At 64.1% G+C, this 24,406-nt stretch carries 19 protein-coding genes and 1 tRNA gene; 13 read left to right on the top strand and 7 right to left on the bottom strand.

The features are described 5' to 3' along the window. From ACW176_RS17605 to virB11, 7 genes are all read left to right on the top strand, one after another. The gene (locus ACW176_RS17605; RefSeq protein WP_419254643.1) at nucleotides 1-285 is read left to right on the top strand and encodes a VirB3 family type IV secretion system protein; all 285 of its coding nucleotides are present in this window, start codon (nucleotides 1-3) and stop codon (nucleotides 283-285) included. Continuing rightward, nucleotides 248-2,671: a VirB4 family type IV secretion/conjugal transfer ATPase gene (locus tag ACW176_RS17600; RefSeq protein WP_492111964.1), complete on the top strand. Its 2,424-nt coding sequence runs from the start codon at nucleotides 248-250 to the stop codon at nucleotides 2,669-2,671. The genes ACW176_RS17605 and ACW176_RS17600 overlap by 38 nt, the downstream gene beginning before the upstream one ends. Nucleotides 2,672-2,820: 149 nt before the next feature. Continuing rightward, the gene (locus ACW176_RS17595) at nucleotides 2,821-3,831 is read left to right on the top strand and encodes a TrbL/VirB6 family protein (protein ID WP_492110052.1); all 1,011 of its coding nucleotides are present in this window, start codon (nucleotides 2,821-2,823) and stop codon (nucleotides 3,829-3,831) included. Beyond that, nucleotides 3,828-4,562, top strand: a complete 735-nt coding sequence (locus ACW176_RS17590; RefSeq protein WP_419254646.1) for a VirB8 family type IV secretion system protein — start codon at nucleotides 3,828-3,830, stop codon at nucleotides 4,560-4,562. The genes ACW176_RS17595 and ACW176_RS17590 overlap by 4 nt, the downstream gene beginning before the upstream one ends. Beyond that, nucleotides 4,559-5,341 (top strand): P-type conjugative transfer protein VirB9, encoded by a 783-nt coding sequence (virB9, locus tag ACW176_RS17585; protein ID WP_492110051.1) that lies wholly within the window; start codon nucleotides 4,559-4,561, stop codon nucleotides 5,339-5,341. The genes ACW176_RS17590 and virB9 overlap by 4 nt, the downstream gene beginning before the upstream one ends. Then, complete coding sequence (locus ACW176_RS17580; RefSeq protein WP_492110050.1) at nucleotides 5,338-6,474, top strand: TrbI/VirB10 family protein; 1,137 nt, start codon at nucleotides 5,338-5,340, stop codon at nucleotides 6,472-6,474. Before virB9 ends, ACW176_RS17580 begins: the two co-directional genes overlap by 4 nt. Then, nucleotides 6,471-7,457 carry a P-type DNA transfer ATPase VirB11 gene (gene virB11 / locus ACW176_RS17575; RefSeq protein ID WP_419254649.1) on the top strand — a complete coding sequence of 329 codons (987 nt, stop codon included), beginning with the start codon at nucleotides 6,471-6,473 and terminating at the stop codon, nucleotides 7,455-7,457. Before ACW176_RS17580 ends, virB11 begins: the two co-directional genes overlap by 4 nt. Nucleotides 7,458-7,559: 102 nt before the next feature. Here virB11 and ACW176_RS17570 read toward each other — a convergent pair whose 3' ends face one another. From ACW176_RS17570 to ACW176_RS17560, 3 genes are read right to left on the bottom strand one after another with little or no spacing between them, the layout of a single operon-like run. Further along, complete coding sequence (locus tag ACW176_RS17570) at nucleotides 7,560-9,656, bottom strand: TonB-dependent receptor (RefSeq protein ID WP_492110049.1); 2,097 nt, start codon at nucleotides 9,654-9,656, stop codon at nucleotides 7,560-7,562. Nucleotides 9,657-9,715: 59 nt separating this feature from the next. Continuing rightward, entirely contained in the window at nucleotides 9,716-9,967 is a 252-nt protein-coding gene (locus tag ACW176_RS17565) for a hypothetical protein (RefSeq protein ID WP_419254651.1), read from the bottom strand. A gap of 10 nt (nucleotides 9,968-9,977) precedes the next feature. Further along, nucleotides 9,978-11,579 carry a DUF4331 domain-containing protein gene (locus tag ACW176_RS17560; protein WP_492110048.1) on the bottom strand — a complete coding sequence of 534 codons (1,602 nt, stop codon included), beginning with the start codon at nucleotides 11,577-11,579 and terminating at the stop codon, nucleotides 9,978-9,980. A gap of 1,410 nt (nucleotides 11,580-12,989) precedes the next feature. On the opposite strand from ACW176_RS17560, the gene ACW176_RS17555 reads away from it, so the two are divergent. The 3 genes from ACW176_RS17555 to ACW176_RS17545 all read left to right on the top strand — a co-directional run bounded on the left by ACW176_RS17555 (nucleotide 12,990) and on the right by ACW176_RS17545 (nucleotide 16,517). Next, the gene (locus ACW176_RS17555) at nucleotides 12,990-13,577 is read left to right on the top strand and encodes a ferritin-like domain-containing protein (protein ID WP_492110047.1); all 588 of its coding nucleotides are present in this window, start codon (nucleotides 12,990-12,992) and stop codon (nucleotides 13,575-13,577) included. A 119-nt stretch (nucleotides 13,578-13,696) separates the two neighbouring features. Continuing rightward, on the top strand, nucleotides 13,697-14,023 hold the full coding sequence (locus ACW176_RS17550) for a c-type cytochrome (RefSeq protein ID WP_492111963.1): 327 nt from the start codon (nucleotides 13,697-13,699) through the stop codon (nucleotides 14,021-14,023). Nucleotides 14,024-14,474: 451 nt separating this feature from the next. Then, nucleotides 14,475-16,517 (top strand): hybrid sensor histidine kinase/response regulator, encoded by a 2,043-nt coding sequence (locus ACW176_RS17545; RefSeq protein WP_492110046.1) that lies wholly within the window; start codon nucleotides 14,475-14,477, stop codon nucleotides 16,515-16,517. A 318-nt stretch (nucleotides 16,518-16,835) separates the two neighbouring features. Here the strand turns inward: ACW176_RS17545 and ACW176_RS17540 are convergent. Both ACW176_RS17540 and ACW176_RS17535 read right to left on the bottom strand, forming a co-directional pair. Beyond that, nucleotides 16,836-16,911 (bottom strand) — tRNA-Thr (locus ACW176_RS17540). Between the two features lie 697 nt (nucleotides 16,912-17,608). After that, nucleotides 17,609-18,022, bottom strand: a complete 414-nt coding sequence (locus ACW176_RS17535; protein ID WP_492110045.1) for a DUF1761 domain-containing protein — start codon at nucleotides 18,020-18,022, stop codon at nucleotides 17,609-17,611. A 169-nt stretch (nucleotides 18,023-18,191) separates the two neighbouring features. Between ACW176_RS17535 and metG the strand changes: the two genes are divergently transcribed. Beyond that, nucleotides 18,192-19,907, top strand: a complete 1,716-nt coding sequence (gene metG, locus ACW176_RS17530) for a methionine--tRNA ligase (RefSeq protein ID WP_492110044.1) — start codon at nucleotides 18,192-18,194, stop codon at nucleotides 19,905-19,907. Between the two features lie 31 nt (nucleotides 19,908-19,938). After that, nucleotides 19,939-21,105, top strand: a complete 1,167-nt coding sequence (locus tag ACW176_RS17525) for an MFS transporter (RefSeq protein WP_492110043.1) — start codon at nucleotides 19,939-19,941, stop codon at nucleotides 21,103-21,105. Here ACW176_RS17525 and cysN read toward each other — a convergent pair. Beyond that, the gene (cysN, locus tag ACW176_RS17520) at nucleotides 21,093-23,006 is read right to left on the bottom strand and encodes a sulfate adenylyltransferase subunit CysN (RefSeq protein ID WP_492110042.1); all 1,914 of its coding nucleotides are present in this window, start codon (nucleotides 23,004-23,006) and stop codon (nucleotides 21,093-21,095) included. The genes ACW176_RS17525 and cysN overlap by 13 nt on opposite strands. Then, nucleotides 23,007-23,924, bottom strand: coding sequence for a sulfate adenylyltransferase subunit CysD (gene cysD / locus ACW176_RS17515; RefSeq protein WP_419251633.1), 918 nt, complete (start codon nucleotides 23,922-23,924; stop codon nucleotides 23,007-23,009). Between the two features lie 276 nt (nucleotides 23,925-24,200). Between cysD and ACW176_RS17510 the strand changes: the two genes are divergently transcribed. Further along, nucleotides 24,201-24,398 carry a hypothetical protein gene (locus ACW176_RS17510; protein ID WP_492110041.1) on the top strand — a complete coding sequence of 66 codons (198 nt, stop codon included), beginning with the start codon at nucleotides 24,201-24,203 and terminating at the stop codon, nucleotides 24,396-24,398. The last annotated feature ends 8 nt before the right edge of the window (nucleotides 24,399-24,406 follow it).

The raw sequence follows: 24,406 nt of genomic DNA, 5'->3' as shown, positions 1-24,406 counted from the left end.
ATGGCCCAACTCATGCGCGACCCGGTCTTCACAGCGCTGACGCGGCCCCAGATGTTCGCCGGCGTGACCTACAGCTACTTCATCCTCAACGCTGTGGTGACGGTCGAGTTGTTTCTGATCAGCAAGAGTTTCTGGGCGCTGATCGCCGCAGTCGTACTGCATGGCGTCGGCTACGTGGCTTGCCGCCGCGAGCCTCGCCTCTTCGATATGTGGCTGGTTCGGGCCCGCCTTTGCCCACCGGTTCGCAATGAGCGCTTCTGGCGCTGCAACTCCTACGGGGCGTGACCTAGTGGCCCGTTTTCGCGCACCGCATCGTCCAAGCCCCGCTCGGGAAGAGCCAGCCGGTGCGCGCTTGCCCTATGCGCGCCATCTGGACGATACGACGGTTGTGCTTCGCGACGGTCGGCTGATGCAGGTTCTTCACCTGCAGGGGTTGCCGTTCGAGACAGCCGATGCGGACGAGCTGAACTACCGAAAGACCGTCCGCGACACGATGCTCCGTGGGCTCGCAAACCCGCGCTTCGCGCTCTACCACCATATTGTCCGTCGGGAAGTCTCCCCCCAGATGGGCGGAGACTTCGACGACCCTGTGTGTCGGTTCCTGGATGAGGCGTGGCGCGCGCGCCTCCAGTCCCGCAAGCTTTACGTCAATGAACTTTTCCTGACCCTCATCATCCGGCCCAGTCAGATGACGGGCGGTCTGGCGGGCAGGATTCTCGGTCTGGCCGAGGCTGTTCAAGCCCAGAACGATGCAGGCCAGCGCGCTCGCGACAAGATCGACCTCGACGCCGGCCGCGAACTGCTCCTGTCGGCCCTAGAGCCTTACGGCGCCAGGGTGCTGACGCTGTACGAGCAACGCTTTGGCCTCTGCTCGGAGCCGCTTGAGTTCCTGTCGCTGCTCTACAACGGCGATGCGCGGCCTATGCAACTTCCCGGCGGGGACCTTGGCCTCCATGTGCCGGAGCGAAGAGTCAGTTTCGGCGCGGACACCCTGGAGCTTGGGGGGAGCGGCAACAAGACCTCGCGCTACGGCGCGCTGATTTCGATCAAGGACTACCCGCTGCACACCGCGCCCGGTGTCCTGGACGATCTGCTCCGTCAGCCCTGCGAGATGGTGCTGACCGAGAGCTTCGCCTTCGTCGATCGGCAGGCGACGCTTGAACGCATGAACCTGGCGCTTCGGCGGATGCGGGCGGCTGACGACGAGGCTCTAAGCCTGCGGGCCGACCTGACGCTCGCCAAGGATGAGGTCGCTGCCGGACGCACGGCCTTTGGCGAGCATCATCTGACCGTGATGGTCAAGCATGAAGACCGCGCTGCCCTGGGCCAGGTCGTTGCCGACGTCCAGGCGGCGTTCACCGAGATCGGTGCGATCGCCGTCCGCGAGGACGTGAATCTGGAGCCCGCCTTCTGGGCTCAGTTCCCCGGGAATTTTAAATACATCGCGCGGCGATCGTTGATCTCCACGGCCAACTTCGCCGGTCTTGCCAGTTGCCACAATTTTCCGGTCGGCCAGGCGAGTGGAAACCATTGGGGCGACGCCATCACGCTTCTGGAGACCACCTCTGCCGGCCCCTACTATTTCAACTTCCATCGGGGTGACCTGGGCAATTTCACGGTCATCGGTCCCTCCGGCGCCGGCAAGACTGTGGTCCTGGGCTTCCTTCTGGCCCAGGCCCAGAAGATCTCGCCGCGTACGATCTATTTCGACAAGGACCGCGGCGCGGAAATCTTCCTGCGCGCGATCGGCGGCCGCTACGACATCCTGCGTCCCGGTCGCCCGACGGGGCTGAATCCGCTGCTGCTGGAAGACACGCCCACCAACCGCCGCTTTCTCTGTGATTGGACGGCCAAGCTGGTCATGGGTTCTGGAACTCCGGACGCGGCTGATCTTGCCCGTATCGCCGATGCGGTCGACGCCAACTTTGGTCAGCCGCCCGCCTTTCGTCGCCTCAGATACTTCGCCCAGCTGTTCCGCGGGACGAGCCGTCCCACGTCCGGTGACCTGGCGCAGCGCCTGGCGCCTTGGCATGGGGACGGAGACTACGCGTGGCTCTTTGACAACGCTGAAGACGCGCTGGATCCCAGCATCCGCACCCTCGGCTTCGACATGACCCAGATCCTGGACGATCCTATCGCCCGGACGCCGGCCATGATGTACCTCTTCCATCAAGTCGAGCAGCGCCTCGACGGCGAGCCGACCATCATCGTTGTCGATGAGGGCTGGAAGGCGCTGGACGACGATGTCTTCGTCCACCGCATTCGCGACTGGGAAAAGACCATTCGAAAGCGCAACGCGATCTTGGGTTTCTGCACCCAGAGCGCGCAGGATGCTCTGTCGAGCAAGATCTCCAGCGCCATCATCGAGCAGTCGGCGACCCAGATCTTCATGGTCAACCCCAAGGCCCAGGAGGCTGACTATTGCGGTGGCTTTGGCCTGACGCTCTACGAGCTCGAGCTGGTCCGTAGCCTGCCAGACACTTCCCGTTGCTTTCTGATCAAGCATGGCAAGGACAGTGTCGTGGCCAGGCTGAATCTCTCCAGTCTGCCGGAAGCCTTGATCCTGCTGTCGGGGCGAGAGTCCAGTGTTCGCCGCCTTGACGAGTTGCGGGCCACCTACGGGGACGCGCCCGAAGCCTGGCTGAGCCATTTGACGGGAACGTTTCTGTGATTGCGGCCTGCCCCACGCCCGCGTCCGACGCGCCCCTGGCTCCAAGCCTCCTGGAGGCGGCGGACTGCCATGTCCAACGGCTGGTGGAGAGCGGCTATAACGCCATCTTCCCCGCCTCTGGGGGGCTCACGGCTGTCCTGACAAGCCTGTTGACCATCTATGTCGCGCTCATCGGGTTCCGGCTCATGCTGGGGCAGGGCGGCTTGCGCCTGAACGACGTCACGATCAACGCGGTCAAGTTGGGCGCAGTGCTGGCGCTCGCTACGCAGTGGAATGTGTATCAGCAGGTCGTCTATCACCTCCTGTTTCAGGGGCCAGAACAGCTGGCGAGCTATCTGCGCGCTGCGGCCGATGAAGGCGCCTCGACGCAGACGATGGTCAGCCGGCTGCAGGAAGCCTTTGAAAGCCTGACCAACGCCGCGGCCGCCTATGGTGAGCGATCGCCCAGCCAGGTTTCACCGCTCGTCGGGGGGGCTGGATTTGGAGCGCTGCTGCTCAATGTGGCGGCTATGGTGCTGATCCTGGCCAGTGTCGGCGTCCTGCTGGCGGCGAAAATCGTGCTTGGCGTGCTGCTGGCTCTTGGGCCGCTGTTCATCGCCCTGTTTCTGTTCGACGCCACGCGCGGGCTTACCGAAGGTTGGCTCCGCGCCTGCCTGGCCTTCGCGATCGTGCCCCTGGCGGTGAGCCTTCTCCTGTCGGTGAATCTTGCGATGCTGGAGCCGGCTTTGGCCGGGCTCGCCGAGACGATCGCCAAGAAGCAGTTCGCCTTGCCCCCGGTCTACTTCACGCTGGTCATCGTGATGGTGTTCAGCGGCGTGGTCTTGGGCGCAATCATCGCCAGCGGTTTGATCGCCACCGGCCTGCGGCTGCCGCAACGCGCGACGACCCAGGCGGCGGCCAGCGCGAACCCCAGCGTATACGTTGCACCGCCGGCGATCCCGCCCTCGCGCGCCGATCAGCTAAGCAGCATTGTCGCCACCCAGGATCGCCGCGAGGAGCTGCGGATCCTTGGTCAAGGCGCGCCGCGCGCCGCAGACGTTCGCCCGCGCGGGGCCAGAGAGCCTGCCGGGCCGGGCTGGGATGGCCCGCGACAACAAACCTCCGGACGGCGGTCGATGGCGCCCAAGACCGTACGTTCGATGCAAGGACCCTCGCAATGAAGCCTTTTGTGCACCCTTTTGGTAAGCACGATCCCCTGGTGCGCGGGCAGGACGCCAGTTGGGCCATCGATGATCTGGCCACGTTGAGGACGTCTCGACGACGCGCGCAGATCATCGCGGGCGCCGCGGCGGCTGTGGCCGTATTGGAAGCGATCGCCTTGGCGGGGCTGACCCCGCTGAAGACGGTTGAGCCCTACACCGTCCTGGTCGATCGGCAGACGGGATATGCTGAAACCTTGCGCGGCTTGCGACCGGACGCCCTGACCCAAAACCAGGCTCTGACGGAGTCTTTCGCCATGCAGTACGTGATGGCGCGAGAGACCGTCGATATGGCCGACATCCTCGATCGATATCGAAAGGTCACCCTCTGGTCGTCGGGCCAAGCGCGGGCGCAGTACCAGCAGAGTTTGAACCGGGCCAATCCAGACAGTCCCTTGAAAACCTATCCGTCGTCGACTGTGGTGAGCACGGTGATCAAGAGCGTCTCGCCTCTCTCGCCAAGCAGCGCGATCGTGCGCTTCGACACGGTGCGACGTGACGCGGGAGCCGATGTCGGTGAGCGGCGCGCCTGGAGCGCGGTGCTGACCTATCGCTACAGCGGCGCGCCGATGCGGATGGCCGATAGAGCGACCAACCCCCTGGGCTTCCAGGTTCTGACCTATCGTCGCGACGCGGAGGCCGTCGGCGCCGGAACGGCCCGCTTCGACAGCATGGGGAACGTGATCCCATGAAGCGCGCGCTCCTCGTGGCCTTGCTGCTGACCTTCGCGAACCCATGCCTGGCGGCCCAAACGCCTCAGCCGGGCGTGCGCGATGCGCGCATACGAACGCTTGCCTATGACGCCGATCAAGTCGTCGAGTTAAAGGCGGTGTTCGACTATCAAGTGATGCTGGAGTTCGCGCCAGACGAGCGGATCGAAAACGTCTCGATCGGCGATGGCCTGGGTTGGCAGATCACGCCCAACAAGCGGGCTAATCTGCTGTTTATAAAGCCGATCACCGCCGTGGCGGCCACCAACATGACCGTGGTGACCGATCAGCGCCGCTATGTCTTTCGATTGACGGCCGTCGCCGCGGCAGGACTGAAGGCTGACGCGATCACCTATGTGGTGCGCTTTATCTACCCAGCGCAGGACACCCCGAAGCCGGCCGCCGCGCGGCCCGCCGAGATCGAGCCCGTTCGCAAGAACATCGCCTATACTTATCTGGGCGCGCGCGAAGCCTTGCCGGCCCTTGTCTTTGACGATGGCCATTTCACCTATTTCCGATGGCCGCAAGCGTCGGAGACGCCGGCGATCTTCCTTCTCAACAATGATGGCGCCGAAAGTCTCGTCAATTACACAGTGCGAAACGGATACTTCATAGTGGAGCAGGTCGCGCGCCGCTTCGTGCTTCGCAACGGTCAGGCGGTAACGACTCTCATCAATGACGCCTGGGCGCCGCCTGCTTTGGAACCGGATGCGCCCAAGCCTCATCAGGGCAGCCTCAAGCCTTCTGGAGGCAAGCCATGAACCCGACACCGCCGATGCCGGACGTTAGTGTCGAACTCGGCGCCGCCGACGACCTTCGACCGAACGTCGCGCGTGCGCCCAGAGGTCTAGCAGGGCCCTTGACCGTGGGGGCGGCGGTCTTGGCCGGGGCTGTGGTTTTCATCGCCATGTCGACGCATCGCCAGGGGACCAAGACGACTGCGCCGGTCGGGCGCGGTCCGATCCAGGCGCCGATCAGCGCCGAGGCGCCGCCCGAGCTCGCGGCGTTGCAGCGCGCCTCTCGCGAGCCGCCGCCGATTCCAGCGTCGGTGACCGACTTCGCACCACCGCCTTTCAACGCCACCGCCCTGGCCTTTCCAGCGCCGAACGCCAATTTTGCAAGTGCAGGCGCGTTGGGGCCGGATCTCGAGCACCGACGCGCTCCGGCCCTGGTGGTCGACTTCAGCGCCGGCCCGTCTGGCGCTCAGCCGGGCGCTGCGGCGACCTCGGGCGCGGCGCTCGCCGCCAAGGCTTCGACCAACGGCCTCAATGCTGATGAGCAGTTCGCAGAGCGTGTCGGCGGTGGCCAAGCCGACGTGGCCAAGGCGAGTTTGATCGTTCATCCGCAATTCGTCGTGCCTCAGGGTGCGACCATCCCAGCGGTGCTGGAGACTGCGTTGAACTCAGATCTGCCCGGGTTCGCCCGCGCGGTCGTGAGTCAGGATGTAAGAAGCTTTGACGGGTCCCGCGTGGTTATTCCGCGTGGAAGCCGGGCCATCGGGCAGTACCGTAGCGCCGTTGCTCAGGGGCAGACGCGCGCCTTCGTGATCTGGACCAGGATCGTGCGACCCGACGGCGCGGCGATCCAGATCGGCTCGCCTGGCGCCGACCCTCTGGGACGTGCGGGCCTTGAGGGCAAGGTAGACCGCCATTTCTTTGAGGCGTTCGGTGGCTCCATCCTCCTGTCGGTCATCAATGCCGCTGTGACGGGTCTATCCAATCAGGGCGGTTCTCAGATCATCATCGGTTCCACTCAGGACGCGATCAGTCTTGGGACCGCTGCGGCGCGACCGACGGCGCTGTCGCCAACCATCAAGGTGGCGCAGGGCGCACCGGTCCGCATCTTCGTGGCCAAGGATCTGGACTTCTCTGCGGTTCCGGATCTCTCGCAATGAACGTCCGAGCCAAGGGCGAGGTCTATCTCGACGCCTATTTGAAACCCTTGGCGCCCTGGCTTGCCGCGCCTGATGTCACGGACATCCTGGTCAATCGCCCCGGCGAAGTCTGGGTCGAGCGTCTAGGGGAGGGCCTGCGTCTTCACATCGTTCCGGAGCTGGACGCGCCGTGTCTCTGGCGGCTTGCGACCCAGGTCGCCGCCGCAGCCGATCAGGGTGTCAGCCGAGAGCATCCGCTATTGGCTGCCGCCTTGCCCAGTGGAGAGCGTGTCCAGGTCGTGGCGCCGCCGGCTACGCGCGGCGACATGGCGATCGCCATCCGAAAGCCTGCCGTGCGCAACATGCGGTTGGAAGACTTCAACCTCGATAGCGCCGTAACCCTGTCCAGCCAGGACGAGGATGCAGATCTGCAGGCTCTGCTCGACGCGGGCGAAGTCACCACCTTCCTTAAAAGGGCGGTTCGGGCGCGCAAGAACATCGTTATCTCCGGCGGCACGTCGAGCGGCAAAACCACCTTTCTCAACGCCTTGGCCGAGGAAATCCCCAGCGATGAGCGCCTGATCCTCATCGAGGACGCGCCCGAGGTCCGTTGCGCGCAGCCCAACGTGGTTGGCCTCCTGGCGCCACGTGGCGGGCAGGGGGAGGCGCGCATCAAGGCGGAAGATCTTCTTCAGGCCTCGCTGCGGCTACGGCCCGACCGAATCATTCTGGGCGAACTGCGCGGCGCCGAAGCCTTTAGCTTTTTGCGCGCCGTCAATTCAGGGCACCCGGGCTCACTCACCACTGTGCACGCCGATACCCCCGCCGCCGCGCTCGACCAGATCGCTTTGATGGTGATGCAGTCCGGCGCGAATCTGGGCCGGGCGGAGATCATCGAGTACGTCCACAGCGTCGTAGAGGTGGCCGTCCAACTGGCTCGCGTTGAGGGCCGCCGTCGCGTCACCAGGGTCGAGTTCAGGCCAAGGCCGATCCTGGCCGCCTAACGGTTGTGTCGCGACGATCGTTACAGTCTCAATAGAGCCGCTTCACGCCCACGCGCATCGAGCGGGGCTCGAGCGGGTGGACGTGCCGGTCGGTGACGCCGCCTAGAAATTATAGCGAAGACTCGCCCGCACGCTGCGAGGTTGGAAGACATGATAGTGCACATCTTCGACGCCTTCCGGCTGTTCGCCGGCTAGTCGGGAGGCATAATAGTAATCGACATCATGGTCGTTACTGTTGAGCGCATTGAGGACGTCGAGATAAAGTCCGACGCGCCGGAAGTCGCGGCCGACGCGGAGATTGACCAGCGCAGAGCCCTCGGACTTGACGCTTGCGTCCTCAATAAGGGGATAGCGACCAAAGTAGCGAACCTGAGCACTGGCCAGCCAGCCTGACTGCGACTTGCCCGACACGCCTGCGCTGATCACCAGCGGGATTGAACCTGGAACCTTGTCGCCTGCCGGGTCGCTATCGCGGAATTTGGCATCCGAATAAGACACCTCAAGATTGGCGCTGACCGCCTTGCTGGGAAAATAGTACAGCCCCAGTTCCACGCCCTCGCGACGGCTGGGCCGGCTGACTTCCGTGTTGCCAGCATCGCCGACGAACAGCAGCTCTGAGTCCAGTCCCAGCGTCCAGGCCGCTGCGGTGGCTTGCAGTTGATCGTTCAAAAAGAGTCGCGCGCCGACTTCGCCGCCGACCGAACGCACCAGCGGTGTGACGGGTTCGGCCGGATCGCCGCTAACGGGATCAACCGTGATTGTGGTCCCACGCGCATCGTTGGAATGAAAACCCTGACCATAGCTGACATAAAGTTCCACCGGTGTGCTTGGCTTGTAAACCAGGCTAGCCTTGATCGAAGCTTTGCCGTCCTCAGTATCGCCCGAGTTGGCTGCTATACTTTTGGAATCCACATCGAAGTCGTAGTGATCGTAGCGCACGCCGACATAGCTACGCAGCGTAGCGTTGAAGCGGTGCTCATTGGCTGCGAAGAGGCCAATGCTTCCCTCTCTTACCCGGTCATCGCGAACCGGATCGAGGCGCTGACGGGCTTGGGCGTGGAAAAGACCAACCTGCTGAATGTCGTCATACCGGCCGTCGGCCCCGATCCGCCAGCGATTGGCGCCGTGGTCCCATTGCTGGGAGATTTCCAATCCGTAGATCCGACGATCATCGACCTGTTCGAATTGGTCGCCGTGGACGGGATCGTCGAGCAAGTAGGTGAAGTTGGAAAACAGGTCGAGCTTGGATGAGATCACGTAGGCTTGAGCGTTTAATTGTCCGCCCAAGGCCGGCCCGTTCCAGCCGCCTGACAGACTGTAGCGAGACGCATCGCCGCCGACCGTCTTGTCGATCGATCCGAACTCCGAGATCTGCCCCTCTTGAACAGCGCGCTGGGGAATTTGGTCGGGTGAGTTCCAGCTATTGTCGTAGCCCATGAGCGTCAGATGAGCGCGGCCGCCGCCAAGGGCGCCGCTGTATTTGAGCAGCCCGCTGACCTTTTGAACGTCTTCATTGATATCCGTCCATGGCCCCTTCAGCGATTGAACCTCGAGGCCGTAGAGAAGGTCGCCTGGACCAACCTTGGCGGAGTCGGCGACGACGCCTCGTCGATAGCCGTATTTTCCTACCGTGATCTCGGCCACACCCTGCGGCACGGTTTCGGCAAGATGAAACCGGACTGATCCAGCCGAGGAGAAATCGCTGACATCGGCGTAGTAGACACCCTTGCGATAGGTCAGTTCTTCTACCGTCTCGGGGATCAGGAAGTTGAGATCCGTGTAGCCTTGCCCATGGCCATGGGTGCGCATGTTGACCGGCATCGCATCGACCGATGTGGCGAAATCTGTGCCGTGATCCAGATTGAATCCGCGTAGGAAATATTGATTGGCCTTGCCGCTTCCCGAGTGCTGGGTCGCGATCAGCCCCGGCACGAACTCGAGCAGATCGCCCGTGCGCAGCAATGGCCTAGCAGCGATCTCCACCTGGCCCACTGAGCCTTCGGATGCGGAGATCGCTTCGCCCACCAGGTTCCTGCGACGGCCGATGACTGTCACCGAACTGACGCCAGTCGGAGCCGGCTCCGCGAGCTCCAGCGCCGGATCGGCGGCCGGCTGGATGGGCAGGTCCAGGGCCTTGGCCTCAGCGGTTAGCGACAGGCCGATGGCCAGGGCAGCCAAGGCCGCAGCTTGCGAAGCCATCAAGGTTCTCCGTCCAAAAAGTACTCCCGGACAGCGAGGCTGTCCGGGAGCATAGGCGCCTATTTCAGAGCGACGGGGGTGGCTGTGGGGTCCACGGCCTTGATGTCGCTTGCCTGGGGTTTGCCCGGTTCGCTGTTGGGCGCGGCACGAAAGAGAGCGCCAAAGCCCGAGCCGAAGCCGTCTTCCAGCTTCGGAGGCGGGGGTGGTGTGATGATCGTGCTACCGCCACCGCCGCCGCAGGCGGTTAGCCCGCTGGCGGCGACAGCCAAGGCTGCGACGATCGCGCCGCGGCGCAGGATGATTGCTCGCATGGCCCGCCCCCTACTTGTGCGCGGTGCCGGGCGAGCCCGGGATCGGATCGTTGAGGTACGGGAAGGCGTTCTGAACATCCATGGCGCTCAGGGGCGCGCCGTCGGTAAACGGCACCTGGCCTGTCACGGCGTCGCCCGGCTTGCAGATGCCGAGGTCGGTCGACTTGCCGTTGACAGGCACTGGGTGGCAGAGCCGGCCCATGGCGACGCGCACCGTAATGTCGACCACGTCGTCGCCAGGGCGGCGACCGTTCGGATAACCGGCCAAGTCATCGCCAGCCACGCCGAACGGGCTCTGCGAGGCGCGGGGCGTGGGATTGATCCCGGTGTTCAGGCGCATCATCTCGGAGGCCGTCACCGCCTTCATCTGGTTGACGCCTGCAATGCCCGTCAGGAAGGTCGCCACCAGATCCTTGCGCGGCAGGTTGGTTGGGGCGAGGTTGGTGAAGCTCGTGCCAAGCGTGGCGTTTACCGGCGCGCGGAACAGGACGTCCAGGATCGCCGGGATGGTCGGATTGGTCACGTAGTCAGCAAACTGGCCGTCGCCATTGGGCTTGGAACCGTTGAAGCGGTCCTTGTCCGGCAGGCCAATAACCAGCTCGTTGACCAGGGGATGGGACAGACGCGAGACCTGCACATAGGCGCCGCCCTGCAGGGCCGGGGCCTTGTAGGTGGGCTGAGGGTCCAGAAGGCGCGCCTGGGGCAAGCTGCCCGTCGACCAGGCGCCGATGACGCCGTTGCCTGTGCCGGTCAGACACGAGATCGGCACTTCCAGCGTGATGGAGGTGACGTTGGCCTTTCCAATCAGATCGTCATGGGCATTGCGGTCCTGGGTGATGCCGCCTGGGAAGCCCTTGCCGTCCTTGGCTCCGGCCGCACTGTCGCCCTCGATCGGCACCAGGTTCACGAGATCGAAGACCTCGCCCAGGTTCACGGCGAAGGCCTCTGCGCGCTGACCCACGAAGACGCGGCCAGGCGTCGAGCATCCGGGCAGGTTGAGGTTCACCGGCTGAACGAACTGCTTGGCGTAGGTGGGGTAGTTGCTGATCGTCTTGAGGCCAACATTGTCGAGCGGCTTGGCGAAGGTGGATGCGCCGGTCGTCCCATTTGTGGCCGTTACTTTAGTGCCCGAGCGACGGTCGCCGCTGATCACAGTCAAGCTGTAGGCTTCGCTTTCGCCGAGCGTGGCGTCACCCGGAGCCTTGACCGGGCCGACCGCACGCAGCGCAATCGGAAGGGTCTTGTCGCCGATGGTCAGCTGGACGCCTTTGTCGTTCAGCAGGGTGTTGTTGAACTTGAACTGGAACGTCAGATTTTCGTTGGCGTCACCGTCGTTGTCGACGTGGATCTCATAGACTGCGTCCGGATCCATCGTGAAGTAATTGGGGCCGCCGTAAGGCGACTGCAGTGGCTGGTAGTTGGCGATGAAAGTCACGAACCCGTCGCGACCCGGCTCGTAGCTACGAAACATGTAGAAATCGGTGCCGTCGACCTTGGGTGACTTGGTGATACCCGGCGCCTCACGGTGGCTTGAGGCCAAGCTGGGCGTGGCGCCCAGAATGCCTAGCAGTGCGGCGGTCGTGGCCACCCCTGATAAGAGCTTATTCTTCATGATTGTCCTCGCTGCATGTCGTGCTGAGGAGCAGTCGTTAGGAGAAACCAGGACCGACCGTCGCTCGTACTGGATATCGAGGCACGCCCCATTCCAGATGCCGGGCGGTAGAATTTATTTCACGGCCCACTGGGCCGGCAGGCCGACAGCGCTCAGTTGCGACCAGCGCCATTCGCCCGATCCGATCACGAGCAAGGTCGCCCCACGCGCGTCGCGCAACGTGACAAGTCGAGGCCCAAACACTTGAGCGTCAAGGCAGCCTGGTGGCGCTCCGTTCAATGCCCGCCCAAGCCCTTGATCGAGCGCTACGAGGGCTGCAGAGGGCGAGGGGCCAAGCGTCCACGCCCCGTCCCAAAGCATCACGGCATTGGCGACGGAGCGCGCGTCGGGGGGCAATGCGCTAAGGGCCTTCAACACCGCCGGGTCGGCCTGCATTCGGGCCTCGACGCCGCTGACCATGTCGCAAGGCTCGTCTACGCCGATGATCCAGGGTCGGGCGCTGACGCTGGCGGTGTCGTCATCAGCGGGGTCGGCTACAGGAGACTCTGGGCCATCCTCTGGGGGCGTGGGACTGGCGGGCGGCGCCGGCGAGGTTTGACTTTGCAGAGGGCGCCTCGACGTTTTGTCCGACGGGCTTGGCTGCGACGAGTCCGCGTCAGCCGGGGGGAGGTTCGCCAGGGACAGGTTTATGGCCGAGCCCTCCGGACTCTCCATCCCTGGCATTGGCACCGGCGCAAGAGCCAGCCAAGCGCCTGCAGTCAGGTGGGCCAGGAGGACAGCTGCTGTGATCACGACGCGCCGCCCCAAGTGGCGCTGGCGCGATGTGTCTCCTGTCTTGCTCATGATCGCGCTCCCGGTGACGTGTTGAGGCCAGGTCCGGAGCGCCGCACGCGAACCTAGCCCCGTCCGCCTCGGGAGAAATCGCGCGCCGGGCGGCAGATGCTGGGTGGGGGGTGACCCGCCGCTGACGATCGCGCGACCGGCGCTCCCTTGGGGGAGGCGGACGTTCCTTGCGACTACGGGCGCTGTGAGGTCAGGGATGCAGGCAAAAGAAATTTGTTCGCCGAGGCCTATTCTGACTGTAGTTCCCAGCCAGCGTCAGCGCGCCCCTGGCGGCGGAAAGGCCTTGGCGACCGACGCCACTTTAACGAGGCTCAACTCGCCATTCTCGAGACTTGATCGCACGCGGGCCATGCTCAGTTCCGACGTCGGCGGTCCTGAGCATCAAGGTGTACGAGCCTAAAGCCCTGTAGCAAACAACAACTGAGCGGCTCGACGAGGCTGGCCGAAGTTTTGGAGGCTCGCCGCTTCGGCCGGAATTTTTTGAAGGATCGGCATCCAAATCCGCTGACGCCGCCGTAGCCCGTATCAGAAGCGGAACCCACCGCCTCAGGCTCACGGAGACCAAGGATGCCAAGTTCTTTCAATGCTCTCGACAATCCCGGCCGTCGCACCGCCTTGCGGGCGGGCAGTCTTGGCGTTCTGTCCGTTGCGGCGATTGGTGTCCTGGCCGGATCGCCGGCCATGGCCAGAGCCAAGGATGCCTCCCGTGGTGACGTCGATATTCTCAACGTCGCCCTGGGCCTCGAGCATGAAGCGATCGCCGCCTACCAGGCCGGCGCCGAGAGCGGGCTGCTGCAGAAGCCGGTTCTCGATGTGGCGGTGCAGTTTCAGGGACACCACAAGGCCCATCGGGACGCCCTGATCACGGCGGTCACCAAGTTGGGCGGCGTTCCCGTCCAGTCCAAGTCTATGAGCGACTATGCCGCCGGACTTGGCCTTTCAGCGGTCAAGTCGCAGGCTGACATCCTGCGCCTGGCGCAGAGGCTCGAGCGTGGGGCGGCCAACGCCTACATCGGTGTGATGCCCTCTTTTCATGAGAAAGCTTTCGCCCAAGTCTGCGCCCGTCTGGCGGCTGACGAAGTCATGCATTGGACGGCGCTGTCTCAGGCGCTGGGCGATGCGCTTCCCGCCATGCCGCTGACTTTTGGCGGCTGAGCCACCTGGCCGATCCCACTGGCCTGATCGGCTGCGGGGGTCGGCCCCACTTGGGGGTGATCGTGAATTCCTGGCTTCTTCTGGCGGCGGCTGCCGCCATTTCAAACGTTCCCGGGCGGATGGGCGATGGCGGGGGCGACATCGCGCATGGACAAATCGTTTATGAAGAGCGGTGTGAAGGCTGCCATGCGCTTGATGCAAATCGTGTTGGACCGGCCCATCGGGGTGTTTACGACCGCCGGGCAGGGACTGCCGTCGGCTATGACTACTCGCCCGGCTTGATGCGATCGCGGATCGTCTGGACGAGCGTCAATCTCGACCGATGGCTCCGGGACCCGCGCGCACTAGTCCCTGGAACGCGCATGGCGTTTCGTCTTAGCGACCCACAGGCGCGCGCCGATGTTATCGCCTATCTGCGGGCTCAATCGCCACCTGCGCCCAAGTAGCGCATTGGAACGCCCGCTCTGCGACGGTCGTGTTCTCGGAGCGTACCAAGGTCGGCTCATGGGTGGCAGCCGCATCGGATAGCCCGGCGGCGTTCTGGCAGAAAACAACCACCCTGCGAACTTGCCGGGCGTAGTGCCCGAAAAACTAAGTGCGACTGATCCCACGAGCAGCGGCTCAGTTCTCCGGCCAGCAACAGTTCGAGCAGCACGTTTCGCCGAAAGCCACTCAACACAGGTGGGGATCGTTTCCCTCACTGCGCTGGTCGCCGCCAAATAATCAGACCAGAGTAATTTTGGAATTTGAATAAATTCGGATAAATCGAGTATTTTATGGATTGTTGAGGCGAGCTAATATTGAGATTTTCCACCCAGTTCGAATATAAAATCTTTAGTCTCATGAATGGTCTGTAATAAATGTGTCGGGTGATCGAAAGCTGCGCTGGGATCAGCCTTGAAGAATAGAAAGACCGTTTCCGTCCCCGTCTGGCCGCTGACAGTTCTAGCGCTAACTGCGGTCGCCCTCCTGGTTGTCAGCCTCGTTCTGGGCGCTCGCCAGGTCGACCGCCAGGTTCGACTCCATGAGGAACTTTTGGTTCGCCGGAGCATCGATGCACAGGTCGAGCAGATGCGTCGCGCCTTGGTCGCCCTGACCGTTCGGGACGACACCGTGCTGAACCTGGCCAGCCAGCTGGACGAACGCTGGGCCGACCGAAACATCGCCGTCAATCTACATCAGAGCGTCGGCATCTGGGATTACATCATTGTGGACGGCGACGACCTGGCCGTTTGGGCCGGGCGGGACACTTCGCCCTTGTCCCTTTTCGATCGCCAGAAGTTGCGCGGCATGGCGCAACCCATCATCGACGAAATGCGCGACCTCGAGCGGGAACGGCCGGTCTCGACCGGGGCTGCCTCGACCCTGAACGAAAGGCTCGCCCGATCCGTGGTGATCTCACGAAGCGAAGTTCGGGAGGGGCGCGGCTATATGTGGATCGCGAGCTTGGTGCCCCCGGACGGCGGCAAGGTCGCGTCCCGGACTGCGCGATCGGCTATCGTGATAGGGGGTGGCTTCGTTGCTGACGCCAGTGTCGCCGCGCTTCAGCAACGTTACCAGCTGGAGGATTTTCGTCTTGAACCGAATATCAGCAGGATTCGGCGTGGAGAGGCTCGAGCCGTTTTTCGGGCCGTTCGAGGAGCCGCGCCAATCACCCTGGTCTGGACAGCCCGGCATCCTGGCGGCGATCTGCTTGGACAGACGGTCTGGGTTATCAGCGGCGTCGTGATCGTCCTGGTGGCGCTGGCCGGTCTGATGGCTCAGAGCATCCGGCGTGCCGCCCGCAGCCTTTCCGAGACGGACCGCGCTCAGGCCGAGTTCCTCGCCAATATGAGCCACGAGATCCGAACGCCGCTGAATGGCGTGAACGCCCTGTCCGAAGCTCTGGCCAAGACCAAGCTTTCGACCAGTCAACGCGAAATGGCCAACACAATCCATCGTTCCGGCCTGATGCTGAGCCGCCTGCTTTCCGATATCCTCGACTTGGCCCGGATAGACGCAACGGGTCTGTCGTTGGTGCCCGAGCCGTTTCGGCTAAACGACGCGGTAAACGCGATCGCAGACGTCATGAGACCGAGGGCGGAAGAAAAAGACCTGACGCTTCACTTGGACCTGGGCCCGGCGACCGAGGCCTGGGTGCTGGGAGATGTCACGCGCCTTGGCCAGATTCTCGCCAACCTCCTCTCAAATGCGATCAGGTTCACGCAGCAGGGTCATGTCAGATTGGTGGTGCGGGCTGCGACCGAGGCCGGGCCCGGCGTCTGGCGTTTTGAAGTCGAGGACACGGGCGTCGGCTTTGAACCGTCCCAGACAGAGCGCCTTTTCAAACGGTTCCAGCAGGCCGATAGCAGCGCGACGCGCCGTTTCGGGGGGATGGGCATGGGCCTGGCGATAGCCCGAGAACTGGCCGAGATCATGGGCGGGCGACTCGAGGGCAAGGGTTCGCCCGGCGTCGGCGCGGTGTTCACGCTCTACCTCCCGCTACCCATGGCCAAGGTGGTGTTGCCCGATCCACAGGTCCTCGACGGCGCGATCGACATCTTTGATCTTGGCAAAGAGTCGGCGACCCGCGTGCTTGTCTGTGATGATCACCCGATCAATCGTCTTGTGATTGAAACCCTGCTGGGCGAATTGGGTATGGACTTCGTATCGACGGAAAATGGCCTGGAAGCCTGCAAAGCCTATGAGACCCAGGCGTTCGATCTGATCCTCATGGATATGCAGATGCCCGTGATGGACGGTTTGACCGCCATCCATCGGATCAGACAGCACGAGGAGGGTCTGGATCGGCCTCAAACACCGATCATCATGATCTCCGCCAATGCCTTGCCCGAGCACAGGGCGGCGGGGATCGAGGCGGGCGCGGACCTGTTCGTCACCAAGCCCCTCAGCGCCGAAAGCTTTTTCGGCGCGCTCAGCGCGTTGCGTGTGACCGGCTAGAGAGATTCAATCCGCGAGCCGAGATTGGCCGTGCCTGATTACGTCGTCACAGTGGCGGGACAAACATGATGTCCGTTCCGCTGGGCAAGAAGCCAGAGCTAGGATTGAGCCGCTGCGTCCAGGCATCTGAATGTCCGGAGTTCGGCGCGGTCCCAAGGGCAGCTATTGGCGCCAATCAGCTGTCTATCGTCGAGTGAAGCGCCACGCGATGGGGCGCAACACGGAAACGAATCTGCACCGACCTTGTGCGCTGTGACCCAGTTGTGACCCCGAAGAAGTTCGGAAGCGGCGAAGGGAAGCATAAGGCATTGAAAAGGTTGGTGCCGGTTACAGGAATCGAACCCGTGACCTTCGGTTTACAAAACCGCTGCTCTACCAGCTGAGCTAAACCGGCCAATCGCCGCGCGAAGCGGACGGAGGCTTCCTTAGCGTCCGGACCGCTGGTGGGCAATGGCTTTGGTGTCTGCGCCGACCAAGGGGATTGCGATCGCGCCGTCCCCGGATGGGCACGGGGATAGACGTCCCAAGTCCTCCCCCTGAAGGGGGAGGCGGCCGCAGGCCGGTGGGGGAACACCGCATTGATTCAGCAGGACTTCCCCCTCCGTCGGCTTCGCCGACACCTCCCCCGCTAGGGTGAGGACTTGTACGGGCGCCCAGACAATCGACGCAGCCCTCTTAAAACCTCCCGTATTCTGTACCCACCTCGTCGCGAGGAAAGGGCGCAAGGCCAGCGACCATTGCGGCGGCGGGGGGTGATCGAGCGGGGCTGGGCTTCAGGGGGATACTGAAGCGCGTCCGGGGATCCTGGCGTTGCAGGACCCGCCCGCCGTCGGCGTGGATGGGGATCAAGGCGAGTGTTGGTCAGGATTGGCCCCACGCCCCCCGACCTTCGGGACTTCGGGAAACCGAAGCTTCCGGGTTCCGGTAAGGCCCCAACTGGGCCACCCGCTGGGACGCTGATGGAAAACGATGACGCGGAGCGGACGGCTTCGTCGAAACGGTTAGTTCTATTTCATCTCCGGACGTGGTCCGGACGCTCCGCGACCCTTTCCACCGCCATCGCAGCGAAAGCGCGAGGTCGAGACGCCGTGTCACCCCGCCTTCGCCTTCAACCGCAATCCGCCCAGCAGCGCCCCGCCGATCACATAGGTCAGCAATTGATAGCCGCCATCGATCCACAGCAGCGGCAGGTTGCCGGCCGCGTAGACGTAGTCGAGGCTGACCACTGTCAGGGCGAAGAACACGCAGGCGGCCAGGGCCACCCTGGCCCCGCCCATCCAGCTGCGGGCGGCCAGCCGGCCGATCAGCCAGTCCAGGCCGATCAGGATGATGACCATGTTGACGAAGCCCAGGCTCATCCGCCACTCGGTCCCGACAAAATCGGCTTCGGTCATTTCCATCGCCGCCATCCAGGCGTCGCTGAGGACCGCGCCATACCAGACGATGCCGATGATCTGTCCGACGACCAGGGCCGCGACGAGGCCCAGCCAGTTGATGCTCTTCATAGACGTTGCCCCCCGATGGGGCCGGATCGGTCTGTCCGGCTCCCCCGGGGGAAGGGAAGCTGCATAACGATGTTTGGTCAACGGTCCGGCGCTTTTGTTTCGCGGCCCGGCCTTCTATATGCGAACGCCTGTTTCCTTGATCCCTGACTCCCCGGAAGATTTGCGCCTCATGGCTCGTATCCTGATCACCTCCGCCCTGCCGTACATCAACGGCATCAAGCACCTGGGCAATCTGGCGGGATCGATGCTGCCGGCCGACGTCTATGCGCGCTTCCAGCGGGCCCGGGGCAATGAGACGCTCTATATCTGCGCCACCGACGAGCACGGCACGCCGGCCGAGCTGGCCGCCGCCGCCGCCGGCCAGGATGTCGAGACCTACTGCGCCGAGCAGCATATTCTTCAGCGTGACGTCGCCGCGGCGTTCGGCCTGTCGTGGGACTGGTTTGGCCGCTCGTCCTCGCCGCAGAACCGCAAGCTGACCCAGCACTTCGCCGAAGTTCTCGAGGCCAATGGCCTGATCGAGGAACGCGTCGACCAGATGGTCTATTCCATCGACGACAAGCGCTTCCTGCCCGACCGCTATATCGAGGGCACCTGCCCGCACTGCGGCTTCGAGAAGGCGCGCGGCGACCAGTGCGATAACTGCGGCAACCTGCTGGATCCCACCGACCTGAAGAACGCCTATTCGGTGATCTCGGGCTCGCGGAAACTGGAGGTGCGCGACACCCGCCACCTCTATCTCCTTCAGACGAAAATGGCTGACCGCATCAGGGCCTGGGTCGACACCCATGGCGACTGGCCGATCCTGGCCAAGTCGATCGCCTACAAGTTCCTGGATGAGGGCCTGATCGACCGCGGCATCACCCGCGACCTCGCCTGGGGCGTGCCGGTGGTCAAGGACGGCGCGCCGCGTCCGGGCATGGAAGGCAAGGTCTTCTACGTCTGGTTCGACGCCCCGATCGAATACATCGCCGCCACCCAGGAATGGGCCGATGCGGAAGAGGGCCGCGACTGGCAGCGCTGGTGGCGCACGGACGCCGGCGCTGACGACGTCCGCTATGTCGAGTTCATGGGCAAGGACAATGTCGCCTTCCACACCGTCAGCTTTCCGGCGACGATCCTGGGCTCGGAAGAGCCGTGGAAGAGCGTCGACATGCTCAAGGCCTTCAACTGGCTCAACTGGTATGGCGGCAAGTTCTCGACCAGCTCCAAGCGCGGGGTGTTCATGGACGCGGCGCTGGAGATCCTGCCGCCCGACTTCTGGCGCTGGTACCTGACCTCGAACGCGCCGGAGAGCTCGGATACCGCGTTTACCTGGGAGATGTTCGCCAGCTCGGTGAACCGCGACCTGGCCGACGTGCTGGGCAACTTCATCAACCGCATCCTGAAGTTCACCGAGGGCAAGTTCGACGGCGTCGTGCCGGAGGGCGGTGAGCCCGGTCCGCTGGAAGAAAAGCTGTTCGCCGACGTCTCGGCCCGTCTGGCCGATCTGGCCGAACAGATGGACGCCATCGAGGTGCGCAAGAGCGCCCAGGCGCTGCGGGCTCTGTGGGTCGTCGGCAACGAGTATCTGCAGGAAGCTGCGCCGTGGACCGCGATCAAGACCGACCGCGACCGCGCCGCTGTGATCGTCCGCACGGCCCTGAACCTGGCGGCGCTGTACGCCAAGATCTCGACGCCGTTCATCCCGTTCGCGGCCGAGAAGATCGCGGAAGCCTTCTCGCTGGACTTCCCGGCCGCCTGGCCGAGCAACGATGCGGCAGTCGAGCTGTCATCGCTGCCGGTCGGCCTGTCGGTGCGCGCGCCCGAAGTGCTGTTCAAGAAGATCGACGAGGACATGATCGCCGAATGGACGGCCCGCTTCGGCGGGGCGGAAGAGGGGTGATCTTCATCCGCGACATGGACTGCGCCGGCCGATGAGCAGCCTGACGCGGCTCAGCTTTTTCTACGTCGCGATGTATCTTGGGACAGGCGTCAGCCTGCCCTATATCGGCACCTATCTGCGCGATCGCGGCATGAGCGGCGCAGCGATCGGCCTGATCCTGGCCATCCCGATGCTGGCCCGGCCCTTCACCGGCCCGGCCCTGGCGGTGTGGGCCGACGGCTTCGCCCTGCGACGCTCGCCGATGGTGTTGCTGTCGCTGGGCGCGGGACTTGGCTACGCGGCCCTGCTGATCGCGCCGGGCGCTCTGGGCCTGGCCATCGCCTGGATGATCGGCCAGACCCTGCTGTCGACGGTTTCGCCCCTGGTCGACGTCATCGCTCTGCGGCGGGCGCGTACCGAGGGGTTCAACTACGGCCTGCCAAGGGGCACAGGCTCGGCGGCCTTCATTGTCGCCAATCTGATCATGGGTGTCGTGCTGGCGGTCGCCACGCCGGCCATCATCCCGATCTGGATCGCCGCGGCAGCCTTCCTCACGGCGCTTGCGGCTGCGGTGTTCGTGCCGCCCGAGCGGGTCCACGCCGAGGGCGCCAAGCCCGTCGGATCCGAACGTTGGAAAGGCCTTGGCTCACTGCTGCGCGACCGGACCTTCCTTCTGGCCGTCATGACCGCCGGCCTGATCCAGGGCGCCCATGCCTTCTACTACGGCTTCTCGACCATCCTCTGGCGGGGGCAGGGGATTTCCGAGCCGGTCATCGGCCTGCTGTGGGGCGTCGGCGTCGCCGCCGAGGTGGCCTTCATGTGGTTCCTGGAGCCGTGGCGTCGCAAGGTGGGGCCGGAAAAGCTGATGATCCTGGGCGGCGCGGCGGCGGTGCTGCGATGGGTGGCCTACGCCTTTGCGCCGCCGCTGTGGATGCTGTTTCCGATGCAGCTTCTGCACGCCCTGACCTTCGCGGCCAGCTTCCTGGCCTCGCTGCGTCTGATCGAGAAACTGACCCCGCCCGCCAACGCCTCGGCCGCCCAGGCGATCAACTCGGCCCTGTCGGGCGGCTTCACCCTGGGCGTGGCGACCCTGTTCGCGGGGCCGCTGTTCGACGCTTTCGGGTCCTACGGCTATCTGGCCATGGCGGGTGTGGCGGCGCTGGGTCTGGCCGGCGCCATCGCCCTCAACCGCCGCACCGGCAGCCGTCAGATGTCGTAGTCGATCTCTTGGCCTTCCAGCCATTCGACGATGCGCTCGGCGGCCTCGACCGGGCTCATGGTCGTGGTGTCGATGCGCAGTTCGGGCGCTTCGGGGGCCTCATAGGGGCTGTCGATGCCGGTGAAGTTCTTCAGTTGGCCCGCCCGGGCCTTGGCGTACAGACCCTTGACGTCACGCTCCTCGGCCACGGCCAGAGGCGTGTCGACAAAGACCTCGATGAACTCGCCGCCCTCGAGGATCTCGCGGGCCATTCGGCGTTCGGCGCGGAACGGCGAGATGAAGGCGGTCAGCACGATCAGGCCGGCGTCGACCATCAGCTTGGCCACCTCGGCGACCCGGCGGATGTTCTCGACGCGGTCCTCCTCGGTGAAGCCGAGATTCTTGTTGAGGCCATGACGGACATTGTCGCCGTCGAGGAGATAGGTGTGACGACCCAGGGCGTGCAGGCGTTTTTCGACCAGATTGGCGATGGTCGACTTGCCGGCCCCCGACAGGCCGGTCAGCCACACGACCTGGCCGCGTTGGCCCTTGAGCGCGGCCCGGGATTGTTTCGTGACGTCCGTATGTTGCCAGTGAATGTTGTCGGCGCGACGCAGGGCAAAATTGATCATGCCGGCGCCGACGGTGCGGTTGCTGATCCGGTCGATCAGGATGAAGCCGCCCAGTTCGCGATTGTCGGCATAGGCTTCGAAGGGCACTGCCTGGTCGAGCGACAGGTTCACGAGCCCGATCTCGTTCAATTCCAGTCGCTTGGCGGCGGATTTCTCAAGCGTGTTGACGTTCACCCGGTGCTTGATCTCGGTGACGCTGGCCCCGACGGTCCGGGCCCCGATCTTCAGCAGGTAGGCGCGGCCGGGGGGCAGGGGCTCGTCGTCCATCCAGACGACGGTGGCCTCGAACTGCCCGGCGACGGGGCTTGGCGCATCGGCGGCCACGATCAGGTCGCCGCGCGAGATGTCGATCTCGTCGGTCAGGGTGATCGTCACCGACTGGCCGGCCACGGCCTGGGGCAGGTCATCGGGCAGGGTGACGATACGCTCGACGCGGCTCTCGCGGCCCGAGGGCAACACGCGGATCCGGTCGCCCGGCTTGACCACGCCCGAGGCGATCAGGCCCGAGAAACCCCGGAAATCCAGATTGGGGCGATTGACCCACTGCACGGGCAGGCGGAACGGCTGGGCCTGCAGATCGTCCTCGACCTGAATGGTTTCCAGCCAGTCCATCAGGATCGGGCCGTCGTACCAGGGCGTCGCGTCGCTCTTGCTGGCCATGTTGTCGCCGCCCAGGCCCGAGATCGGGATGGGCGTGAAGACCGACAGGCCGATCTGATCGGCGAAGGCCCGGAAGTTGGCAACGATGGCGTCGAAGGTCGGCTGGTCCCAGCCGACGAGGTCCATCTTGTTCACCGCCAGGACGATGTGGCGGATGCCCAGCAGGCTGACCAGATAGGCGTGGCGGCGGGTCTGGGTGAGAACGCCCTTGCGGGCGTCGATCAGGATCACGGCCGCGTCGGCGGTCGAGGCGCCGGTGACCATGTTGCGGGTATATTGCTCGTGGCCGGGGGTGTCGGCGACGATGAACTTGCGCTTGTCGGTGGCGAAGAAGCGGTAGGCGACATCGATGGTGATGCCCTGTTCGCGCTCGGCGGCCAGGCCGTCGACCAGCAGGGCGAAGTCGATCGCGCCGCCCTGGGTGCCGACCCGCTTGGAGTCGGCCTCGAGGGCCGCCAGCTGGTCCTCGAAGATCATCTTGCTGTCGTACAGCAGCCGGCCGATCAGGGTCGACTTGCCGTCGTCCACCGAGCCACAGGTGATGAAGCGCAGCAGGGACTTGTGCTGGTGGGCGACCAGATAGGCGTCGATGTCCTCGGCGATCAGGTCGGAGGGCTTGTAAACGGTCATCTAGAAATAGCCCTCCTGCTTCTTCTTCTCCATCGAGGCGGACTGGTCATGGTCGATGACCCGGCCCTGTCGCTCGCTGCTGGTGGCCAGCAGCATTTCCTGGATGATCTGGGGCAGGGTGGAGGCGGTGCTCTCGACCGCGCCGGTCAGCGGATAGCAGCCCAGGGTGCGGAAGCGGACGCTCTTCATCTGCGGAACTTCGCCTGGGCGCAGCCGGAAACGATCGTCATCGACCATGATCAGAGACCCGTCGCGCTCGACTACCGGCCGCTCGGCCGCGAAATACAGCGGCACGATCGGGATGTTTTCGAGGTGGATGTACTGCCAGATGTCGAGCTCGGTCCAGTTCGAGATCGGAAAAGCCCTCAGGCTTTCGCCCGGGTGCTTGCGGGTATTGTAGAGCTTCCAAAGTTCGGGCCGCTGGTTCTTGGGGTCCCAGCGTTGCTCGGCCGAGCGGAACGAGATGATCCGCTCCTTGGCGCGGCTTTTCTCCTCATCGCGCCGGGCGCCGCCAAAGGCCGCGTCGAAGCCGTACTTGGAGAGGGCCTGTTTCAGGCCCTCGGTCTTCCACATGTCGGTGTGAAGGGCGCTGCCGTGGTCGAAGGGGTTGATGCCCTTGGCCTCGGCCTCTGGGTTCTTGTGAACTAGCAGGTCAAATCCAAGGTCGGCGGCGACCTTGTCGCGCAACGCGTACATGGCCCGGAACTTCCAGGTGGTGTCGATGTGCAGCAGCGGAAAGGGTGGCCGCGACGGGAAGAACGCCTTGGCCGCCAGGTGCAGCATCACGGCGCTGTCCTTGCCAATCGAATACAGCATGACCGGCCGTTCGCACTCGGCCGCCACTTCGCGCAGGATGTGGATGCTTTCGGCTTCCAGGCGCTGGAGGTGCGTCAGGCGGGCCGGCGAGATGTCGGTCATGAACGGTTCCGGCGAAGCGCTGGGTGCGATCGATGCAAGCTGGGTAGGGGCCAAAACAAGCGTCCGCAAACAGAATTAAATGCCGATCGTCGCCGAATTCGGCAACAGCGGGCTGTGTACTGGCGAACTAGGCAGCGCGAGGGCCCGGGGCAAGCGGTGGAATTCTGGAGGCGTTGTCAGCTTGGGTGGCGCCGAACTCTGCGATCATGACCGAAAGTTCACTCGGTTAAGCTGCGAGCTTGTCGCATAATGCCTTTATCGCACGGTGGGTCGGTCATGAGCTTTCTGGCGGAAATGCTGGCTATAGTTGTGGTCTGGCTGTCGTCTCTGGCGCTGGGCCAACTGGGCGTTGCGCTCGATGCCCGCCCCGTCGCCAAGTCGCCGCCCGAACGCAAGGTTTTTCGTTCGCCGCGTGGATCCATGAAAAGTCCGGTGACGGTCGCTCCGCCAAGCGGGGCGTCGCAAACGGTCTGAAGCGGCGC

The sequence above is a fragment of the Caulobacter sp. FV1ye13L genome, from assembly GCF_058681155.1.
This window is presented reverse-complemented; position numbering and strand designations above follow the sequence as displayed.

Bases quoted from the DNA above. Each gene is read 5' to 3' on its own strand.
- ACW176_RS17560 (WP_492110048.1), bottom strand. From the start codon at position 11,579: ATGAAGAATAAGCTCTTATCAGGGGTGGCCACGACCGCCGCACTGCTA.
- ACW176_RS17590 (WP_419254646.1), top strand. From the start codon at position 3,828: ATGAAGCCTTTTGTGCACCCTTTTGGTAAGCACGATCCCCTGGTGCGC.
- ACW176_RS17525 (WP_492110043.1), top strand. From the start codon at position 19,939: ATGAGCAGCCTGACGCGGCTCAGCTTTTTCTACGTCGCGATGTATCTT.
- cysN (WP_492110042.1), bottom strand. From the start codon at position 23,006: ATGACCGTTTACAAGCCCTCCGACCTGATCGCCGAGGACATCGACGCC.
- virB9 (WP_492110051.1), top strand. From the start codon at position 4,559: ATGAAGCGCGCGCTCCTCGTGGCCTTGCTGCTGACCTTCGCGAACCCA.
- virB11 (WP_419254649.1), top strand. From the start codon at position 6,471: ATGAACGTCCGAGCCAAGGGCGAGGTCTATCTCGACGCCTATTTGAAA.
- metG (WP_492110044.1), top strand. From the start codon at position 18,192: ATGGCTCGTATCCTGATCACCTCCGCCCTGCCGTACATCAACGGCATC.
- ACW176_RS17565 (WP_419254651.1), bottom strand. From the start codon at position 9,967: ATGCGAGCAATCATCCTGCGCCGCGGCGCGATCGTCGCAGCCTTGGCT.
- ACW176_RS17605 (WP_419254643.1), top strand. From the start codon at position 1: ATGGCCCAACTCATGCGCGACCCGGTCTTCACAGCGCTGACGCGGCCC.
- ACW176_RS17555 (WP_492110047.1), top strand. From the start codon at position 12,990: ATGCCAAGTTCTTTCAATGCTCTCGACAATCCCGGCCGTCGCACCGCC.
- ACW176_RS17600 (WP_492111964.1), top strand. From the start codon at position 248: ATGAGCGCTTCTGGCGCTGCAACTCCTACGGGGCGTGACCTAGTGGCC.
- cysD (WP_419251633.1), bottom strand. From the start codon at position 23,924: ATGACCGACATCTCGCCGGCCCGCCTGACGCACCTCCAGCGCCTGGAA.
- ACW176_RS17550 (WP_492111963.1), top strand. From the start codon at position 13,697: ATGGGCGATGGCGGGGGCGACATCGCGCATGGACAAATCGTTTATGAA.
- ACW176_RS17535 (WP_492110045.1), bottom strand. From the start codon at position 18,022: ATGAAGAGCATCAACTGGCTGGGCCTCGTCGCGGCCCTGGTCGTCGGA.
- ACW176_RS17570 (WP_492110049.1), bottom strand. From the start codon at position 9,656: ATGGCTTCGCAAGCTGCGGCCTTGGCTGCCCTGGCCATCGGCCTGTCG.
- ACW176_RS17580 (WP_492110050.1), top strand. From the start codon at position 5,338: ATGAACCCGACACCGCCGATGCCGGACGTTAGTGTCGAACTCGGCGCC.
- ACW176_RS17510 (WP_492110041.1), top strand. From the start codon at position 24,201: ATGAGCTTTCTGGCGGAAATGCTGGCTATAGTTGTGGTCTGGCTGTCG.